The 16,608-nt window shown below is 63.6% G+C and carries 15 protein-coding genes; 11 read left to right on the top strand and 4 right to left on the bottom strand.

Translation table 11 applies throughout. The annotated features are described in order from the left end of the window. The first annotated feature begins 5 nt into the window (after positions 1 to 5). The 4 genes from gatB to BM059_RS00800 all read left to right on the top strand — a co-directional run bounded on the left by gatB (position 6) and on the right by BM059_RS00800 (position 3,517). Positions 6 to 1,454, top strand: a complete 1,449-nt coding sequence (gene gatB / locus BM059_RS00785; protein ID WP_074936056.1) for an Asp-tRNA(Asn)/Glu-tRNA(Gln) amidotransferase subunit GatB — start codon at positions 6 to 8, stop codon at positions 1,452 to 1,454. A gap of 71 nt (positions 1,455 to 1,525) precedes the next feature. After that, positions 1,526 to 1,948 (top strand): septal ring lytic transglycosylase RlpA family protein, encoded by a 423-nt coding sequence (locus tag BM059_RS00790; RefSeq protein WP_037000547.1) that lies wholly within the window; start codon positions 1,526 to 1,528, stop codon positions 1,946 to 1,948. A gap of 91 nt (positions 1,949 to 2,039) precedes the next feature. Next, positions 2,040 to 3,134: a calcium/sodium antiporter gene (locus BM059_RS00795; protein ID WP_074936058.1), complete on the top strand. Its 1,095-nt coding sequence runs from the start codon at positions 2,040 to 2,042 to the stop codon at positions 3,132 to 3,134. Positions 3,135 to 3,136: 2 nt separating this feature from the next. Continuing rightward, the gene (locus BM059_RS00800; protein WP_037000544.1) at positions 3,137 to 3,517 is read left to right on the top strand and encodes a carboxymuconolactone decarboxylase family protein; all 381 of its coding nucleotides are present in this window, start codon (positions 3,137 to 3,139) and stop codon (positions 3,515 to 3,517) included. A gap of 51 nt (positions 3,518 to 3,568) precedes the next feature. Here the strand turns inward: BM059_RS00800 and BM059_RS00805 are convergent, their stop codons facing one another. The 3 genes from BM059_RS00805 to BM059_RS00815 form a co-directional block, all read right to left on the bottom strand. Beyond that, entirely contained in the window at positions 3,569 to 4,510 is a 942-nt protein-coding gene (locus tag BM059_RS00805) for an AEC family transporter (RefSeq protein WP_074936061.1), read from the bottom strand. A 210-nt stretch (positions 4,511 to 4,720) separates the two neighbouring features. After that, entirely contained in the window at positions 4,721 to 5,281 is a 561-nt protein-coding gene (locus BM059_RS00810; RefSeq protein ID WP_037000541.1) for a response regulator transcription factor, read from the bottom strand. A 15-nt stretch (positions 5,282 to 5,296) separates the two neighbouring features. Continuing rightward, positions 5,297 to 6,550, bottom strand: a complete 1,254-nt coding sequence (locus tag BM059_RS00815; protein WP_037000540.1) for an ATP-binding protein — start codon at positions 6,548 to 6,550, stop codon at positions 5,297 to 5,299. Positions 6,551 to 6,744: 194 nt separating this feature from the next. Between BM059_RS00815 and BM059_RS00820 the strand changes: the two genes are divergently transcribed. The 7 genes from BM059_RS00820 (at position 6,745) to BM059_RS00850 (ending at position 15,066) form a co-directional block, all read left to right on the top strand. After that, complete coding sequence (locus tag BM059_RS00820; protein ID WP_074936063.1) at positions 6,745 to 7,458, top strand: SIMPL domain-containing protein; 714 nt, start codon at positions 6,745 to 6,747, stop codon at positions 7,456 to 7,458. Positions 7,459 to 7,679: 221 nt separating this feature from the next. Further along, on the top strand, positions 7,680 to 9,278 hold the full coding sequence (locus tag BM059_RS00825; RefSeq protein ID WP_074936779.1) for an ABC transporter substrate-binding protein: 1,599 nt from the start codon (positions 7,680 to 7,682) through the stop codon (positions 9,276 to 9,278). A 54-nt stretch (positions 9,279 to 9,332) separates the two neighbouring features. Then, positions 9,333 to 10,931, top strand: coding sequence for an ABC transporter substrate-binding protein (locus BM059_RS00830; protein ID WP_139220692.1), 1,599 nt, complete (start codon positions 9,333 to 9,335; stop codon positions 10,929 to 10,931). A 184-nt stretch (positions 10,932 to 11,115) separates the two neighbouring features. Then, complete coding sequence (locus BM059_RS00835; RefSeq protein ID WP_074936065.1) at positions 11,116 to 12,126, top strand: ABC transporter permease subunit; 1,011 nt, start codon at positions 11,116 to 11,118, stop codon at positions 12,124 to 12,126. Positions 12,127 to 12,225: 99 nt separating this feature from the next. Next, positions 12,226 to 13,128 (top strand): ABC transporter permease subunit, encoded by a 903-nt coding sequence (locus BM059_RS00840; RefSeq protein WP_036999305.1) that lies wholly within the window; start codon positions 12,226 to 12,228, stop codon positions 13,126 to 13,128. Between the two features lie 10 nt (positions 13,129 to 13,138). Beyond that, on the top strand, positions 13,139 to 14,095 hold the full coding sequence (locus BM059_RS00845; RefSeq protein WP_074936066.1) for an ABC transporter ATP-binding protein: 957 nt from the start codon (positions 13,139 to 13,141) through the stop codon (positions 14,093 to 14,095). Then, entirely contained in the window at positions 14,095 to 15,066 is a 972-nt protein-coding gene (locus tag BM059_RS00850) for a peptide ABC transporter ATP-binding protein (protein WP_074936068.1), read from the top strand. Before BM059_RS00845 ends, BM059_RS00850 begins: the two co-directional genes overlap by 1 nt. 244 nt (positions 15,067 to 15,310) lie before the next feature. Here the strand turns inward: BM059_RS00850 and BM059_RS00855 are convergent, their stop codons facing one another. Next, positions 15,311 to 16,483 (bottom strand): HD domain-containing phosphohydrolase, encoded by a 1,173-nt coding sequence (locus BM059_RS00855; protein WP_074936070.1) that lies wholly within the window; start codon positions 16,481 to 16,483, stop codon positions 15,311 to 15,313. Positions 16,484 to 16,608 lie beyond the last annotated feature (125 nt).

The raw sequence follows: 16,608 nt of genomic DNA on the forward strand, positions 1-16,608 counted from the left end.
CTTTTATGCAATGGGAAACCGTCATCGGGCTCGAGATTCACGCTCAGCTCAGCACCCAATCGAAGATCTTCTCGGCCAGCGCCACTACCTTTGGCGCCGAGCCCAACACCCAGGCCAGCCTGGTTGACCTCGGCATGCCCGGCACCCTGCCGGCGCTCAACGCCGAAGCAGTGCGCATGGCCTGCCAGTTCGGCCTGGCCATCGACGCCGAGATTGCCGAGCGCAATATCTTCGCGCGCAAGAACTACTTCTACCCGGACCTGCCGAAGGGCTACCAGACCAGCCAGATGGATCACCCCATCGTCGGCAAGGGCTTCCTCGACATCACCCTGGAAGACGGCACCGTCAAGCGCATCGGCATCACCCGTGCACACCTCGAAGAAGATGCCGGCAAGAGCCTGCACGAAGACTTCCAGGGCATGAGCGGCATCGACCTCAACCGTGCGGGTACGCCGCTGCTGGAAATCGTTTCCGAGCCGGACATCCGTTCGGCCAAGGAAGCGGTGGCCTATGTGAAGGCCATCCACGCACTCGTCCGCTACCTGGGCATCTGCGACGGCAACATGGCCGAAGGCTCGCTGCGCTGCGACTGCAACGTGTCGGTTCGCCCGAAGGGCCAGGCTGAGTTCGGCACCCGCGCCGAGATCAAGAACGTCAACTCGTTCCGCTTCATCGAGAAAGCCATCAACCATGAAGTGCAGCGCCAGATCGAACTGATCGAGGACGGCGGCAAGGTGGTGCAGGAAACCCGCCTGTACGATCCCAACAAGGATCAAACCCGCTCCATGCGCAGCAAGGAAGAAGCCAACGACTACCGTTACTTCCCCTGCCCCGACCTGCTGCCGGTGGTGATCGAGCAAAGCTTCCTGGATGAGTTGCGCAGCCAACTGCCAGAACTGCCGCCGCAGAAGCGCGAGCGCTTCGAGAGCCAGTACGCACTGTCGACCTACGACGCCAGCGTGCTCAGCGCCAGCCGCGAACTGGCCGACTACTTCGAAGTGGTCGCGAAAACCTGTGGCGATGCGAAGCTTGCGGCCAACTGGGTGATGGGCGAGCTGTCCAGCCTGCTCAACAAGGACAGCCTGGAAATCGAGCAGTCGCCGGTGTCCGCCGAGCAACTGGGCGGCATGATCCTGCGCATCAAGGACAACACCATCAGCGGCAAGATCGCCAAGATGGTCTTCGAGGCCCTGGCCGCCGGTGAAGGCGCGACGGCGGATGAAGTGATCGAGAAGAAGGGCCTCAAGCAGGTCACCGACTCCGGCGCCATCGAGGCGATGCTCGACGAAGTGCTGGCCGCCAACGCCGAGCAGGTCGAACAGTACCGCGCCAGCGACGAAGCCAAGCGCGGCAAGATGTTCGGTTTCTTCGTCGGCCAGGCCATGAAAGCCTCCAAAGGCAAGGCCAACCCGGGGCAAGTGAACGAACTGCTGAAGAAGAAGCTCGAAGGCTGAACCAGACTGGCTCGCCTACATCTGCTGCAACAACGCCGGGCTCGCCCGGCGTTTTTATGGAGAACACGAACATGACAATCCGTAGCCCGGATGCAATCCGGGAACCTTTACTGCCCCGGATCGCATCCGGGCTACAGGCTTACGCCCTGCTCGGAGCGCTCAGTCTCCTCGGCGGCTGCTCGACATTCGGCGGTGGCTCAGGCGGCAGCGAAACGGGCAAGGCCTCTTACTATGGCGACCGCCACCACGGCCAGCGCACCGCCAGCGGCGAACGTTTCGATCAAAACGCACTGACTGCCGCGCATCGCACCCTACCCTTCGGCACGCGCGTACGGGTCACCAACCTGAATAACGACCGCAGCGTGGTGCTGCGCATCAATGATCGTGGTCCCTTCGTGCGCGGCCGGGTCATCGACGTATCGCGCGCCGCTGCCGTACGTCTGGACATGGTGCGCGCAGGCGTGGTGCCGGTGCGGGTCGAGGCGCTGGACTGAGGAACAATTGGCAACAAAATCTTTCTGCCGCCCCTGGCAGCCAATAACGCCATCGCTACACTAGCCGCACTTTTTCTGGAGCTACCCTGCAATGACCCTGATGACCTATGTCTACCTGATCGCCGGCCTGGTGCTACTGGTTGCCGGCGCCGAGGTGCTGGTGCGCGGCGCTGCCAAGCTGGCCGCACAGTTCGGTATCCCACCACTGGTGATCGGCCTGACCGTGGTGGCCTTCGGTACCAGCGCGCCGGAAACCGCAGTCAGCGTGCAATCGGCCTTCAATGGTAGCGGCGACCTGGCCATCGGCAACGTGGTCGGCAGCAATATCGCCAACGTGCTGCTGATTCTGGGCGTGACCGCACTGGTCGCACCGCTGGTCGTCTCGCGCCAGCTGATCCGTCTCGATGTGCCGATCATGATCGGCGCCAGTCTAGTGGTCTATGCCCTGGCCTGGGATGGTTCGCTGAGCCGCCTCGACGGCGCCTTGCTGTTCGCTGGCGTACTGGCATATACCGGCTTCCTGATCTACAGCGCGCGCAAGGACAAGGGCGGTGACGATGACGAATTCGCCAAGGAATTCGGTCTCGACGAACAACCCAAGCCCTACGCCTGGGCGATCAACCTGGGGCTGATCGTCGCCGGTCTGGTCCTGCTGGTGGTGGGCTCCAACTTCCTGGTCGAAGGCGCCGTACAACTGGCGCGGGCACTGGGCCTGTCCGAGCTGGTGATCGGCCTGACCGTGATCGCTATTGGCACCTCGCTGCCGGAACTGGCCACCTCGATCATCGCCGCCTTCAAGGGTGAGCGCGATATCGCCGTGGGCAACATCGTCGGCAGCAATATCTTCAACCTGCTCTGCGTGCTGGGTCTGGCCTCGCTGGTGTCGCCGGCCGCCATATCGGTATCGCCCAACGCCCTGGCCTTCGACTTCCCGGTGATGATCGCGGTAGCCGTAGCCTGCCTGCCGATTTTCTTCAGCGGTTACCGCATCAATCGCTGGGAGGGCCTGCTATTCATCGCCTACTACGTGGCCTATACCCTGTACCTGGTGCTGTTCAGCACGGGCCGCCCGCTGGCCCAGACCTTCGGTGACGCGATGATCGGCTATGCACTGCCACTGACCGCCATCACCCTGGTGATCATCGCCGGACGCGCCTGGCACAAGCAACGTGGCGAGCAGGTATAAACATGAGCGAAAACCACGACCGCGGTCTGCAGGTACGTCGAGAGGTAATGGGCGACGCCTTCGTCGACCGCGCCCTGGGCAATGCCAGCGAATTCACCCAACCGCTGCAGGACTTCGTCAACGAACACGCCTGGGGCGGTGTGTGGACCCGCAGCGGTCTGCCGCGCGCGACCCGCAGCCTGATCACCCTGGCGGCGCTGACCGCGCTGAAATGTCCGCAGGAACTCAAAGGCCATGTGCGCGGCGCGCTGAACAACGGCTGCACGGTCGAGGAAATCCGCGAAACCCTGCTGCACTGCGCGGTGTATGCCGGCGTACCAGCCAGCATCGATGCCTTCCGCGCGGCGCAGGAAGTGATCGAGGAATATCAGCGCAACAGCTGAGACCTCGCGGCCTGCCGGCCAGTCAGCGGCGGCAGGCCTGCTCCCACCCCGTCATATCCAGCCGCCCCACTGTAACAGCAACAAGCCAGCATTGATGCAGACCACCGCAATCAGCGTGGTGATCACGATGATCGCTGCCGCCAGCTCGTGATTGGCGCCAATGGCGCGAGCCATGACGAAGCTGGACGCCGCGGTCGGGCAGGCGAAGTAGATGAACAGGATCGCCAGATCCGCGCCACGAAACCCGAACAGCCAAGCGCCCAGCGTCGCCAGGAGCGGCAGCCAGACCATTTTCATCAGGCTCGAACCAATGGCCACGCCACTACTGCGGCGCAGCGAGGCCAGGCTGAGCGTGCCGCCAATGCAGATCAGTGCCAGCGGCAGGGTCATCTGGGCGAAGTATTGCGCAGAGGTCAGCAACCACTGCGGCAACGGGATTTGCCAATAGGCGAAGGGCACTGCCAGTAATACGCCGATGATCAGCGGGTTCTTCACGATGCTCCGGGCGATGGGCTTGACGCCAGGCTTCACACCTGGCGTGTAGATGGCCAGCACGACGGCGGAGAGCACGTTGTAGCAAAGGATCACCAGTGCCGCGAGCAATGAGCCGACGGCAAGGCCATAGTCACCATACATGCTGGTGGCCAGGGCCAGACCAATGATGCCGTTGTTACCCCGGAAAGCGCCCTGGGTGTAGATGCCACGATCCGCCAGGGGGACTCGCCAGATCGCCCAGGCCCAGGCGACGAAGAAGGAGGCCACGGTAGCCAGGAAGAAGTAGGTCAGCAGTTGCGGCTGCAGCGCCGTATCCAGATCAGCCTTGACCACGCCGAGAAACAGCAGGGTCGGCATGGTGCCGCGAAACACCAGGCTCGACGCCGTATCGATGAAGGGCGTATCGATCCAGCGCAGGCGCTTGAGTGCCACGCCAAGAAACAGCATGGCGAACACGGGCGCGGTAATGGCGAGGGTTTGTGCAGCGACGGCGAACATGACGACACCAGCAGGTTGTCTGACGACCTATGTTAGCTGGCTAAGTATCTTCATGCCATGGCATCGACAAAATCCAAAGGTTCGTAGGGTGGACTGGGCGGCGATCTGCTTTGGTCCAAGCAGAACACCGCTGGTGGGCTGAAGCCCACCCTACGAGCCCACCCTACCGGCCGAAGCATGCTTCGGCCATTGGCAGCAGTCGCGGCGACCTCAGCGGCGAACCGGGCGCTTCTGCAACTTGCGTTGCAAGGTTCGGCGGTGCATGCCCAGAGCGCGAGCGGTGGCGGAGATGTTGCCTTCGTGCTCGGCCAGCACGCGCTGGATATGCTCCCACTGCAGGCGGTCGACCGACATGGGGTTTTCCGGCACCAGGCTGTCCAGATCGGCATGCTGGGACAGCAACGCGGTGAGTACATCGTCGGCATCGGCCGGCTTGCACAGGTAGTTGGCGGCGCCGCGCTTGATCGCCTCCACCGCCGTGGCGATGCTGGAATAGCCAGTGAGGATCACCACACGCATCTCTGCATCCAGCTCAAGTAGCTTGGGCAGCAGCACTAGACCGGAGTCGCCTTCCATCTTCAGATCGACCACGGCGTAGTCGGGCAGATCTTCCTTGGCCAACGCCAGGCCCTCGTCGGCGCTGGAGGCGGTGGACACGCGCAGACCGCGGCGGCTCATGGCGCGCGCCATCACACGGGTAAAGGTGGGGTCGTCATCCACCAGCAGCAGGTGGGGCTGTTCTTCGCCGTCGAACAGAGGTTCTTCGCTCATGCTGGGTTTTCCTTGTCAGGCCACGCCATAGGCTCGCGGCAACTTCAATTCGGTGAGGGTGCCGCCTTCTTCATGGTTATACAACTTAACCGTGCCACCGGCACGCGTCACACTGGCCTGGCTGAGGAACAGCCCCAGACCGAAGCCCTTGCCCTTGGTGGTGAAGAACGGCCGACCAAGCTGCTCGGCGATGGCCAACGGCACACCGGCACCATGATCGCGAATGCTCAGACGCAGCCATTGATGATCCCAGTCCAGACGGATATCGAGCTTGTCCGGGCAGGCATCGGCGGCATTGTTGAGCAGGTTCAGCAAAGCCTGGGTGAGATCGGCCGGCGGCATGATGCGCGGCGGTGTGCCACGCCCCAGGCATTGGTAGCGATAACTGGCCTCCGGGCGCATCAGGTGCCAGCGATTGAGGGTGGTCTCCAGCCATTCGACGCAGGACTGCTCCATCACCGCCTGCCGCCGGTCATTCTCGGCGGCGCGCACCAGTTGCTGCAGGGTGTACTTGCACAGTTTGACCTGCTCCTGCAGCAGGGCCAGGTCATCCTGCAGCGCCGGCTTGTCCCGGTACTCCTGGCGCAGCTCCTTGAGCAGCACGCTCATGGTGCCCAGTGGCGTGCCCAGCTCATGGGCCGCACCAGCCGCCTGCGTGGCGACCGCCAACAGTTGCTGATCGCGCAGGCTTTCCTCGCGACGCTCGGCGCGCAGCTCATCCTGCCGACGCAGCTCTTCGGCCATCTTGGCGACGAAGAAGGTGATCAACGCCGCGGCCAGAGCGAAGCTCAGCCACATGCCGTAGACCAACAGACTCTCCCGCGCCGCAGGTAACTCCATCGGGTGAGTCCATACCAGCAACAGGGTGTAGCCTGTCAGCGCCAGGCCAGAGAGCACGATGGTGAACATCCACGGTAGGGTCGCCGCCGCGATGGTCAGCGGCACCAGGTAATAGGACACGAAGGGGTTGGTCGAACCACCGGAGTAATACAGCAGGACACTGTGAATGATCAGGTCGCAACCCAACTGCACGGCGTACTCGACTTCGGTGACCGGCCAGGGGCCACGCAGGCGCAGCGCCGTACCCAGGCACAGCAGCAGCGAGACGCCGAGCGTCACCGACAGTTGCAGCCAGGGCAGCGGCAGCACGCCCGACTTGTAGGCGAGCCCCACCGAGCCGGCCTGAGCGGCCAGCACCAGAATACGGATAAGCGTCAGTCGCCAGAGATTCTGGCGACTGGCTGAAAGTAACTGCACGGGTTCGAGCATGGCGACTCCAGTTGATCGCGGCGAGTATAACCAAGCCAGTCGCGGCCTTACGCCGCTGCGGCAACCGGACGCACGCTTTTTGTGGCCCAGACAACAGCCGCTGAAATTTTTGAACCGGGTTTAACCCGAATGGTCATCTGCCTTCGTCTAACCTCGGGAAACGGCCATTGAGGCCACTGAAAAAGGAACTGCACATGCGTACCATGCCCCGTATCGCCTCCGCCCTCGCCCTGACCATCGCCAGCCTGGCCAGCACCGGCCTGCTGGCTGACGACGCGCGCTACAACCAGATCGCCCTGCGCGCCGAGGTGAATCAGGAAGTCGCCCACGACCTGATGCACGTCACCCTCTACACCGAGTCGCAGAACAGCGACCCGGCCAAGCTGGCCGCGGAGATCACCAATACCCTGAACCAGACGCTGGAGCAGGTGCGCCAGGTACGTGGCGTCGCGGTCAAGCTGGGCAGTCGCCACAGCTACCCGGTATACGACGACAAGGGCCAGAAGATCACCGCCTGGCGCGAGCGTGCAGAAGTACGCCTGGAGAGTGCCGACTTCGCACGCCTGTCCTCGCTGACCGGTGAACTGCTGCAGAAGATGAAGATGGGCGGCATGGACTTCAGCATCGCTACCGACACCCGCAAGACCCGCGAAGACGCCATGCTCAAGGACGCCGTGAATGCCTTCAAGGCACGCGCGCAGCTGGCCACCGAAGCGCTCGGCGGCAAGGGCTACAAGCTGGTCAGCCTGAGCCTCAACACCGGCGGGTTCCAGCCGCCGATGGCCATGCGCAACTTCGAAGCCAAGGGCATGGCGATGATGGATTCGGCCCCCACACCACAAATCGAGGCTGGCACCAGCCAGGTGACCGTCAGCGCCGATGGCGTCATCGAAGTGCAGATGCCCTGACGCCTGCCCCGCAACGAAGCAACGCCGTTATCGACAGATAACGGCGTTTCGCCATCTTTTCCCGACATATTTTCAGAAATGCGACAGCGGCTTACAGCGCTGTAGCGCTAACCTCGTTTCCCGCCATAACGCACTTGCCTCAGGCACATGCCCTGCATAGCTTGGACGGAGGCCCCCATAAGGGGCTCCTCGACAAAAAGCACAACAACGATGAGGTCATGATGCGCAAGAACGCCATTATCCAGGCTTTGCTTACCGCTGGGCTTATTGCCAGCGCTCCCCTCGCCAGTGCCGCCAACCTGGTGTTCTGTTCCGAAGGCAGCCCTGCCGGTTTCGACCCGGGCCTGTACACCACCGGCACCGATTTCGACGCCGCAGCGGAAGCGGTCTTCAACCGCCTGACCCAGTTCGAGCGCGGCGGCACCAAGGTCGAGCCAGGCCTGGCCGAAAGCTGGACGGTTTCCGATGACGGCCTGATCTACACCTTCAAGCTGCGCCCAGGAGTGAAGTTCCACACCACCGAGTACTTCACGCCCAGCCGCACCTTCAACGCCGACGACGTGTTGTTCACCTTCGAGCGCATGCTCGACAAGGATCATCCGTTTCGCAAGGCGTACCCCACCGAGTTCCCCTACTTCACCGACATGGGCATGGACAGCAACATCGCCAAGGTGGAGAAACTCGACGACATGACCGTGCGCTTCACCCTCAATGCCGTGGACGCCGCTTTCATCCAGAACCTGGCGATGAGCTTCGCCTCGATCCAGTCCGCCGAGTACGCCAACCAGTTGCTCAAGGCCGGCAAGGCCGCCGACATCAACCAGAAGCCGATCGGCACCGGCCCCTTCGTGTTCAGCCGTTACCAGAAGGACGCGGTGATCCGTTACAAGGGCAACAAGGACTACTGGAAGCCCGATGACGTGAAGATCGACAACCTGATCTTCGCCATCAACACCGATGCCTCGGTGCGCATGCAGAAACTCAAAGCCGGCGAATGTCACGTCACACTGAACCCGCGCCCGGCAGACGTTGAATCGCTGCAGAAGGATGCCAACCTGCTGATGCCCGAGCAGGCCGGTTTCAACGTCGGCTACATCGCCTATAACGTCACTCACCCGCCGTTCGACAAGCTGGAAGTGCGCCAGGCGCTGGACATGGCGGTGAACAAGCAGGCGATCCTCGACGCGGTGTACCAGAAGACCGGCCAACTCGCCGTCAACGGCATGCCGCCGACCCAGTGGTCGTATAACGAGGACATCAAGGATCCGGCCTTCGACCCGGAGAAAGCCAAGGCCCTGCTCAAACAGGCCGGCGTCAAGGAAGGCACCGAGATCACTCTGTGGGCCATGCCGGTGCAGCGCCCGTACAACCCCAACGCCAAGCAGATCGCCGAGATGCTGCAGGCTGACTGGGCCAAGATCGGTATCAAGGCGCGCATCGTCAGCTATGAGTGGGGCGAGTACCTCAAGCGTGCCAAGGCCGGCGAGCATGACGCCATGCTGATCGGCTGGAGCGGCGACAACGGTGACCCGGACAACTGGCTCGGCACCCTCTACGGCTGCGATGCGGTCGACGGCAATAACTTCTCCAAGTGGTGCTTCGAGGACTACGACAAGCTGGTCAAGGCCGCCAAGCGCACCACTGACGTGGCCGAGCGCACCGAGCTGTACAAGCAGGCGCAGGTGATCCTCAAGCGTGAGGTGCCGATCACCCCGCTGGCGCACTCCACCGTGTACCAGCCGATGCGCAAGGAAGTGCAGGACTTCCGCATCAGCCCCTTCGCGCTGAACTCCTTCTATGGTGTAGGTATCGCCAAGTGATGGCAGGCGGCGTGTCCACGGACACGCCGCTTCTACCCTGGTCAGGAGTTACCCATGTTTCCCATGCCCTTTCTACGCGGCGGCCTGTTGCTGGCCGTGATGCTCAGCGTGCACGCGCAGGCCGCAGACGACCTGGTGGTGTGCAGCGAAGCCAGCCCGGAAGGTTTCGACATCGTCCAGTACACCGCAGCGACCACGGCCGACGCCAGCGCCGAAACCCTGTTCGAGCGCCTGGTGGACTTCGCCCCCGGCAGCACGCAGATCGTGCCCGCACTGGCGCAAAGCTGGGACATCAGCGGTGACGGTCTGGCTTACACCTTCACCCTGCGCAAGGGGGTGAAGTTCCACACCAACAAGGGCTTCACGCCCACTCGCGAATTCAACGCCGACGACGTGCTGTGGAGCTTCCAGCGCCAGCTCGATCCGGCTCACTCCTGGCACAGCCTGTCGCTGCGCGGCTTCCCGTATGCCGAGGCCATGGGCCTGGCGCAGTTGATCGAACGTGTGGAAAAGCTCGACGAGCACCGCGTGCGCTTCGTCCTCAAACATCCGGAAGCGCCCTTCCTGGCCAACCTGGCCATGGGCTTCGCCTCCATCTATTCGGCCGAATACGCCGATCACCTGCTCGCGACTGGCACTCCGGAGCGTCTGAACAACGAGCCCATCGGCACCGGACCGTTCATTTTCGAGCGTTATGCCAAGGACGCCCAGGTGCGCTTTCGCGGCAACCCCGATTACTGGAACGGCGCACCGGCGATCAAGCGCCTGGTGCTGGCCATCACCCCCGAGCCCAACGTGCGTCAGCAACGGCTCAAGGCCGGTGACTGCCAGATCACCCTGTTCCCACGCCCGGTGGACATCCCGGCGCTCAAGGCCGACCCCAGGCTGCAGGTGCTGGAACTGGATTCGCTGCTGACCGCCTATATCGGCATCAACACCCGTCACCCACCGCTGGACGACGTGCGCGTGCGCCAGGCACTGAACCTGGCCTTCGACAAGGCCGCCTACATTCGTGCGCAATTCGGCGAAGGCAATGCCACGCCGGCCGTGGCGCCCTATCCGGCCACCTTGTGGGGGCACGATACAACGCTGAAGGATTGGCCGCACGATCCCGGACGCGCTCGCCAGTTGCTGGCCGAAGCCGGTCACGCCGACGGCTTCAAGCTATCGATCTGGACCCGCCCCGGCGGCGGGCCGACCAATCCAAATCCAGGGATCGGCGCGCAGATGCTGCAGGCCGACCTTGCCGCCATCGGCATTCAAAGCGACATCCGCGTGTTCGAATGGGGGGAGCTGATCAAGCGCGCTAAGAATGGCGAGCACGACCTGGTGTTCATGGGCTGGGCTGGCGACAACGGCGACCCGGACAACTTCCTCACGCCCAACCTCTCCTGCGCCGCCGCCGAAAGCGGCGAGAACCAGGCGGGCTGGTGCGACAAGGCCTTCGATGCGCTGATCACCCAGGCCCGCCAGGAGCCCGAGCAGAACAAACGCGCTGCGTTGTACCGGCAGGCCCTGGCGATCTTCCATGAGCAGGCGCCGTGGATCGCCCTGGCTCACCCGAAGCAGTTCGTTGCGCTGCGCAAAGGCGTCGAGGGCTTCGTGCTCAGCCCGCTGGGCTCGAACAACTTTGCCCGGGTGAAGCTGCCGTGAGCCGTCCGCGCCATGCTTTTGTGGGAGGGGCTTTAGCCGCGAACCTGTCGCCGCTGAAGCGCCTCCCACAACACACCTGCCGATCCGCGACTGCCCCGGATTGCATCCGGGCTACGCACTATCCAAAACAGCACCGGGCCATGCAGTCCGGTGAGTACATACCGTCATGGAGTAAAAACGCCTGATGCTGTCATTCATCGCCAGACGCCTGGGGCTGCTGATCCCCACCTTCTTCGGCGTCACCCTGCTGACCTTCGCGCTGATCCGCCTGATCCCCGGCGACCCGGTGGAAGTGATGATGGGCGAACGCCGCGTCGACCCGGAAATGCACGCCCAGGCTATGGAGCGCCTGGGTCTGAACAAGCCGCTGTATGCGCAGTACTTCGACTACATCGGCCAACTCGCCCAGGGCAACCTGGGCGAATCGCTACGCTCACGCGAAAGTGTGTGGAGCGAGTTCCTCACCCTGTTCCCGGCCACCGTCGAACTGGCCCTGGCCGCCCTGCTGTTCGCCGGCACCCTGGGGCTGATTGCCGGGGTGGTCGCGGCACTCAAGCGCGGCTCGCTGCTCGACCATGGTGTGATGAGCATTGCCCTCACCGGCTATTCCATGCCGATTTTCTGGTGGGGCCTGCTGCTGATCATGTTCTTCTCGGTCGGCCTGGGCTGGACGCCGGTGTCCGGGCGCATCGACCTGCTCTATGACATCCCGCCGGTCACCGGTTTCATGCTGATCGACACCCTGCTCAGCGATGAACCAGGCGCCTTCGTCGACGCCCTGCGCCATCTGATCCTGCCCGCCATCGTGCTCGGCACCATCCCGCTGGCGGTGATCGCGCGGATGACCCGCTCGGCCATGCTCGAGGTACTGCGCGAAGACTACGTGCGCACGGCGCGGGCCAAGGGGCTGTCGCCAACACGCGTGGTGTTCGTGCACGGCTTGCGCAACGCGCTGATCCCGGTGCTGACGGTGTTCGGCCTGCAGGTCGGCGCGCTGCTGGCCGGTGCGGTGCTGACCGAAACCATCTTCTCCTGGCCGGGCATCGGCAAATGGCTGATCGAGGCTATCGGCGCCCGTGACTACCCGGTGGTGCAGAACGGCATCCTGCTGATCGCCTGCCTGGTGATCATGGTCAACTTCATCGTGGACATTCTCTATGGCCTGGCCAACCCACGTATTCGCCATCAGAAGTAAGGAAGGCGCCATGCATAACCACATTGCTCACGTAGGGTGGACGACGCTCTTTTCATCCACCGTGAAAACACGTCAGTGGACGGATCAAGAGGTGCGCCCATGACCACCTCCACCACGCTCGACCAAAGCCTGCTCTACCCCTCGCCACTCAAGGAGTTCTGGCAAGCCTTCGCCCACAACCAAGGCGCCCTCGGCGGCCTGGCCTTCATGATCCTGCTGGTGTTCTGCGCACTGTTCGCGCCCTGGGTCGCGCCGCACGATCCCAGCGAGCAGTACCGCGATTTCCTCCTCACCCCGCCGGTGTGGCTGGAGGGCGGCCAATGGCAGTTCTTGCTCGGCACCGACGAACTAGGCCGCGACCTGCTCTCACGGCTGATCCATGGCGCACGCCTGTCGCTGCTGATCGGCCTGGCCTCGGTGCTGATGTCGCTGATCCCGGGCATCCTCCTGGGCCTGATTGCCGGGTTCTTCCCGCGCCTGCTCGGCCCCAGCGTCATGCGCCTGATGGACATCATGCTGGCCCTGCCCTCGCTGCTGCTCGCGGTGGCCATCGTCGCCATCCTCGGCCCCGGGCTGATCAACACTATCTTCGCCATCGCCATCGTCTCGCTGCCGTCCTACGTGCGCCTGACCCGCGCAGCGGTGATGAGCGAGCTGAACCGTGACTACGTCACCGCCGCGCAACTGGCCGGCGCCGGGCTGCCACGGCTGATGTTCGTCACCGTGCTGCCCAACTGCATGGCACCGTTGATCGTGCAGGCCACGCTGAGCTTCTCCTCGGCGATTCTCGATGCCGCCGCGCTGGGCTTTCTCGGCCTCGGCGTACAACCGCCGACGCCCGAGTGGGGCACCATGCTGGCCTCGGCGCGCGACTACATCGAACGCGCCTGGTGGGTGGTGAGCCTGCCTGGCCTGGCGATTCTGCTCAGCGTACTAGCGATCAACCTGATGGGTGACGGCCTGCGTGATGCGCTCGACCCGAAACTGAAGAATGCGCAGTAAGGAGCCAGGAATGAGCCTGCTGAATATCCACAACCTGTCCGTACGCTTCGGCCCCGCCATGCCAGTGGTCGATGGCCTCGACCTCAGCGTCGAACAGGGCGAAGTGCTGGCCATCGTCGGCGAGTCTGGCTCCGGCAAGTCGGTCACCATGATGGCGCTGATGGGCCTGATCGACGCCCCCGGCATCGTCCAGGCCGACTGCATGCAGTTCGACGGCACCGACATGCTGCGGTTGAAAGGCCGCCAGCGCCGACACATCGTGGGCAAGGATCTGGCCATGGTCTTTCAGGACCCGATGACCGCCCTCAACCCCAGCTACACCGTGGGCTTCCAGATCGAGGAAGTGCTCCGCCAGCATCTCGGTTTGAAGGGCAAGGCAGCGCGTGCCCGTGCCCTGGAGCTATTGGAACGGGTGGAAATTCCCGGCGCCGCCAGCCGCCTGGATGCCTACCCGCACCAGCTTTCCGGGGGCATGAGCCAGCGCGTGGCAATTGCCATGGCGATTGCCGCCGAACCCAAACTGCTGATCGCCGATGAACCCACCACTGCGCTGGACGTGACCATCCAGGCGCAGATCATGGAGCTGCTGCTGGATCTGCAACGCGACCAGGGCATGGCCCTAGTGCTGATCACCCACGACCTCGCCGTGGTGGCCGAAACCGCCCAGCGCGTCTGCGTGATGTACGCCGGGCAAGCGGTGGAGCTGGGCCAGGTGCCAACCCTGTTCGATGCCCCCAGTCATCCATACACCGAAGCGTTGCTCAAGGCGATCCCTGAACATAGCGCCGGCGCCAGCCGCCTGGCCACCCTGCCGGGCATCGTGCCTGGCCGCTATGACCGTCCACTGGGTTGCCTGCTGTCACCACGCTGCCCCTACGTGCAGGAGCGCTGCCACCAACAACGTCCGACCCTGGACGAACATGCCCGTGGCGCCGCGCGCTGCTTCTTCCCGCTGGAGGTGGCCTGATGAGCACCGTACTCGAAGCCCATGAGCTGACCCGTCACTACAGCGTTTCGCGCGGTCTGTTCAAACCAGCGGCCACGGTCCAGGCACTCAATGGCGTGTCCTTCAGCCTGCAGGCCGGCAAGACCTTGGCGGTGGTCGGCGAGTCCGGCTGCGGCAAGTCGACTCTGGCCCGCGCCCTGACCCTGATCGAGGAGCCCAGCGCCGGCTCCCTGCAGATCGCCGGGCGCGAAGTGGCCGGCGCCAGCAAGGCCGAGCGCAGGCAACTGCGCCGCGACGTGCAGATGGTTTTCCAGAACCCCTACGCTTCGCTCAACCCGCGGCAGAAGATCGGCGATCAACTGGCCGAGCCGCTGCTGATCAATACCGACCTGTCACGCAGCGAACGCCGCGAAAAAGTGCAGGCGATGATGCAGCAGGTGGGCCTGCGCCCCGAGCATTACCAGCGCTACCCGCACATGTTCTCCGGCGGCCAGCGCCAGCGCATCGCCCTGGCGCGCGCTATGATGCTGCAACCCAAGGTGCTGGTGGCGGACGAGCCGACCTCGGCGCTGGACGTGTCGATCCAGGCGCAGGTGCTCAATCTGTTCATGGATCTGCAGGAGCAGTTCGCTACCGGCTACGTGTTCATCTCGCACAACCTCTCGGTGGTGCGCCACGTCGCCGACGACGTGCTGGTAATGTACCTCGGCCGTCCGGCAGAAATCGGCCCAGCCGAAGCGCTCTACAGCCGGCCACTGCACCCTTACACCCGCGCCCTGCTGTCGGCGACGCCAACGATTCATCCCAATCCGGACAAGCCACGGATGAAGATCAGCGGTGAACTGCCCAACCCCTTGGATCCGCCGTCGGGCTGCGCCTTCCACAAACGCTGTCCGCACGCCGACGAACGCTGCCGTGGCGAGCGCCCGGAGCTGAGACTGATCGATGCGCGGCAGGTGGCCTGCCATCATGTGGAGCGGATCGTCGACTAGCAAGCCGTTGAGAAACTACCTACGTTGCCATTGCTGCGTTAAAAACAGCCTCAAAATGCTCATTTACAACACGTAAACTGCGCTTTTTCGGCTGTTTTTGCCTTGCACTGGCTGCCTCGCCTACGGTTTTCAACGGCCTGCTAGCTCCCTACCATGGCGCGCCGCGTGGCAGGGTCTCGCGGTGCTCACCCTACAGGTCAAGTGCCGGCCGCCGGTCCCAAGCAATGGATTGAGCTGCGCCGATTCATGGCGCCGACGGCAGGGTCAGCTCTATGTTCTCCGCCAGCGAATCCTCTAGTCGCTGCAGCTCGACGCCGACCGCCGCGGCGTCATCGGCCAGGGTTTCGGCGATCTGCAGAAACTCTGGCGTCGCCTCGACGAAGGCCAGCACCACCAGCGGGTCAAATCGTGTACCGCTGGCGGCGCTGATCTGCGCCACCGCCTGAGCTGGGTTGATGCGCGGCAAATAGGGATGCTGGCAGGTCAGTTCTTCGAAGTGGCCCACCAGCGCCATCAAGCGCGCAGACAGCGGAATCTGCTCACCGAACAGCCCCTGCGGATAGCCTTTGCCGTCCCAGCGCTCATGCTGGCCGTAGACGATGTCTTTGGCATCGGAAAGAAAGTCGGTGATGCTGCCCAGCTTGCGTTCGGCACGTTCGAGCGCATCACGCCCGGCGATCACGCCTTCGCTCAGCAGACGCAGATCGTTGTCATCGGGCTCGCCATGGCTGAGCAGCACACGATCCGGCAGGGTCAGCCGGTCGATCACATGCAGCATGGCCGACTTGCCCAACTGGGCGATGCGTTCCTCGCTCAGGTACTCCGACAGCGCCGGCTGCTGCCGTCCCAGAGCGGTGGTGAGACAGCTCATATAACGCTCGATGCGCTCCAGACGCCGGCTGCTCGGGTTGTCACGCATGACGGCAACACTGGCCATGGCTTCGATGGTGACGTCCTGCAAGCGCTGGATATCGCGCGTCCGGCGCTTGACCTCGAGTTCCAGGTATTCGCTCTTGTCGCGCAGGTAATCGGTGGCCGCCTTGAGCTGCAATTGCGCCCGCACACGGGCCAGCACGATGGGCGGGCTGACCGGCTTGGTGATGTAGTCGGCGGCGCCGAGGTCGAAGCCCAGTTGCTCGTCGGCCGCATCGCTGCGTCCGGTGACCAGAATGAGAGGAATATGGCGGGTCTGCGGATCGGTCCTGAACCCGCGACACAGTGCGTAGTCGTTCTGCCAGTCGAGCAGAATCAGGTCTGGCTGCGGTTGCGACTTGGCAGCCTGCAACGCCTCCTCGCTGCCGACCAGGCGCACCTGATAGCGGTCGACCAATAACGCACCCAGGCGCTGGCGCGCGTCCACGGCGTCGTCCACCACCAGAATCAGTTCCTGCTCCGGCCTATCGAGCATCCCGCGCATGACGACCTCCGTTGGCACCTGCCTACTCATCATTAAAGGCACTGGGCTGCATTTGCGCTCAGGCCGACATACAAATGACCTCGACAGGGGTTTGAAAGTGCAATGCGGATTGGCAGGCCAGCGCG

The sequence above is a fragment of the Ectopseudomonas composti genome, assembly GCF_900115475.1.
GTDB classification, from domain to species: Bacteria; Pseudomonadota; Gammaproteobacteria; order Pseudomonadales; family Pseudomonadaceae; genus Aquipseudomonas; species Aquipseudomonas composti.

Coding starts and splice junctions, on each gene's coding strand:
- BM059_RS00850 (WP_074936068.1), top strand. CDS start 14,095: ATGAGCACCGTACTCGAAGCCCATGAGCTGACCCGTCACTACAGCGTT.
- BM059_RS00825 (WP_074936779.1), top strand. CDS start 7,680: ATGCGCAAGAACGCCATTATCCAGGCTTTGCTTACCGCTGGGCTTATT.
- BM059_RS00830 (WP_139220692.1), top strand. CDS start 9,333: ATGTTTCCCATGCCCTTTCTACGCGGCGGCCTGTTGCTGGCCGTGATG.
- BM059_RS00840 (WP_036999305.1), top strand. CDS start 12,226: ATGACCACCTCCACCACGCTCGACCAAAGCCTGCTCTACCCCTCGCCA.
- BM059_RS00810 (WP_037000541.1), bottom strand. CDS start 5,281: ATGAGCGAAGAACCTCTGTTCGACGGCGAAGAACAGCCCCACCTGCTG.
- BM059_RS00805 (WP_074936061.1), bottom strand. CDS start 4,510: ATGTTCGCCGTCGCTGCACAAACCCTCGCCATTACCGCGCCCGTGTTC.
- BM059_RS00815 (WP_037000540.1), bottom strand. CDS start 6,550: ATGCTCGAACCCGTGCAGTTACTTTCAGCCAGTCGCCAGAATCTCTGG.
- BM059_RS00820 (WP_074936063.1), top strand. CDS start 6,745: ATGCGTACCATGCCCCGTATCGCCTCCGCCCTCGCCCTGACCATCGCC.
- BM059_RS00855 (WP_074936070.1), bottom strand. CDS start 16,483: ATGCGCGGGATGCTCGATAGGCCGGAGCAGGAACTGATTCTGGTGGTG.
- BM059_RS00795 (WP_074936058.1), top strand. CDS start 2,040: ATGACCCTGATGACCTATGTCTACCTGATCGCCGGCCTGGTGCTACTG.
- BM059_RS00835 (WP_074936065.1), top strand. CDS start 11,116: ATGCTGTCATTCATCGCCAGACGCCTGGGGCTGCTGATCCCCACCTTC.
- gatB (WP_074936056.1), top strand. CDS start 6: ATGCAATGGGAAACCGTCATCGGGCTCGAGATTCACGCTCAGCTCAGC.
- BM059_RS00800 (WP_037000544.1), top strand. CDS start 3,137: ATGAGCGAAAACCACGACCGCGGTCTGCAGGTACGTCGAGAGGTAATG.
- BM059_RS00845 (WP_074936066.1), top strand. CDS start 13,139: ATGAGCCTGCTGAATATCCACAACCTGTCCGTACGCTTCGGCCCCGCC.
- BM059_RS00790 (WP_037000547.1), top strand. CDS start 1,526: ATGACAATCCGTAGCCCGGATGCAATCCGGGAACCTTTACTGCCCCGG.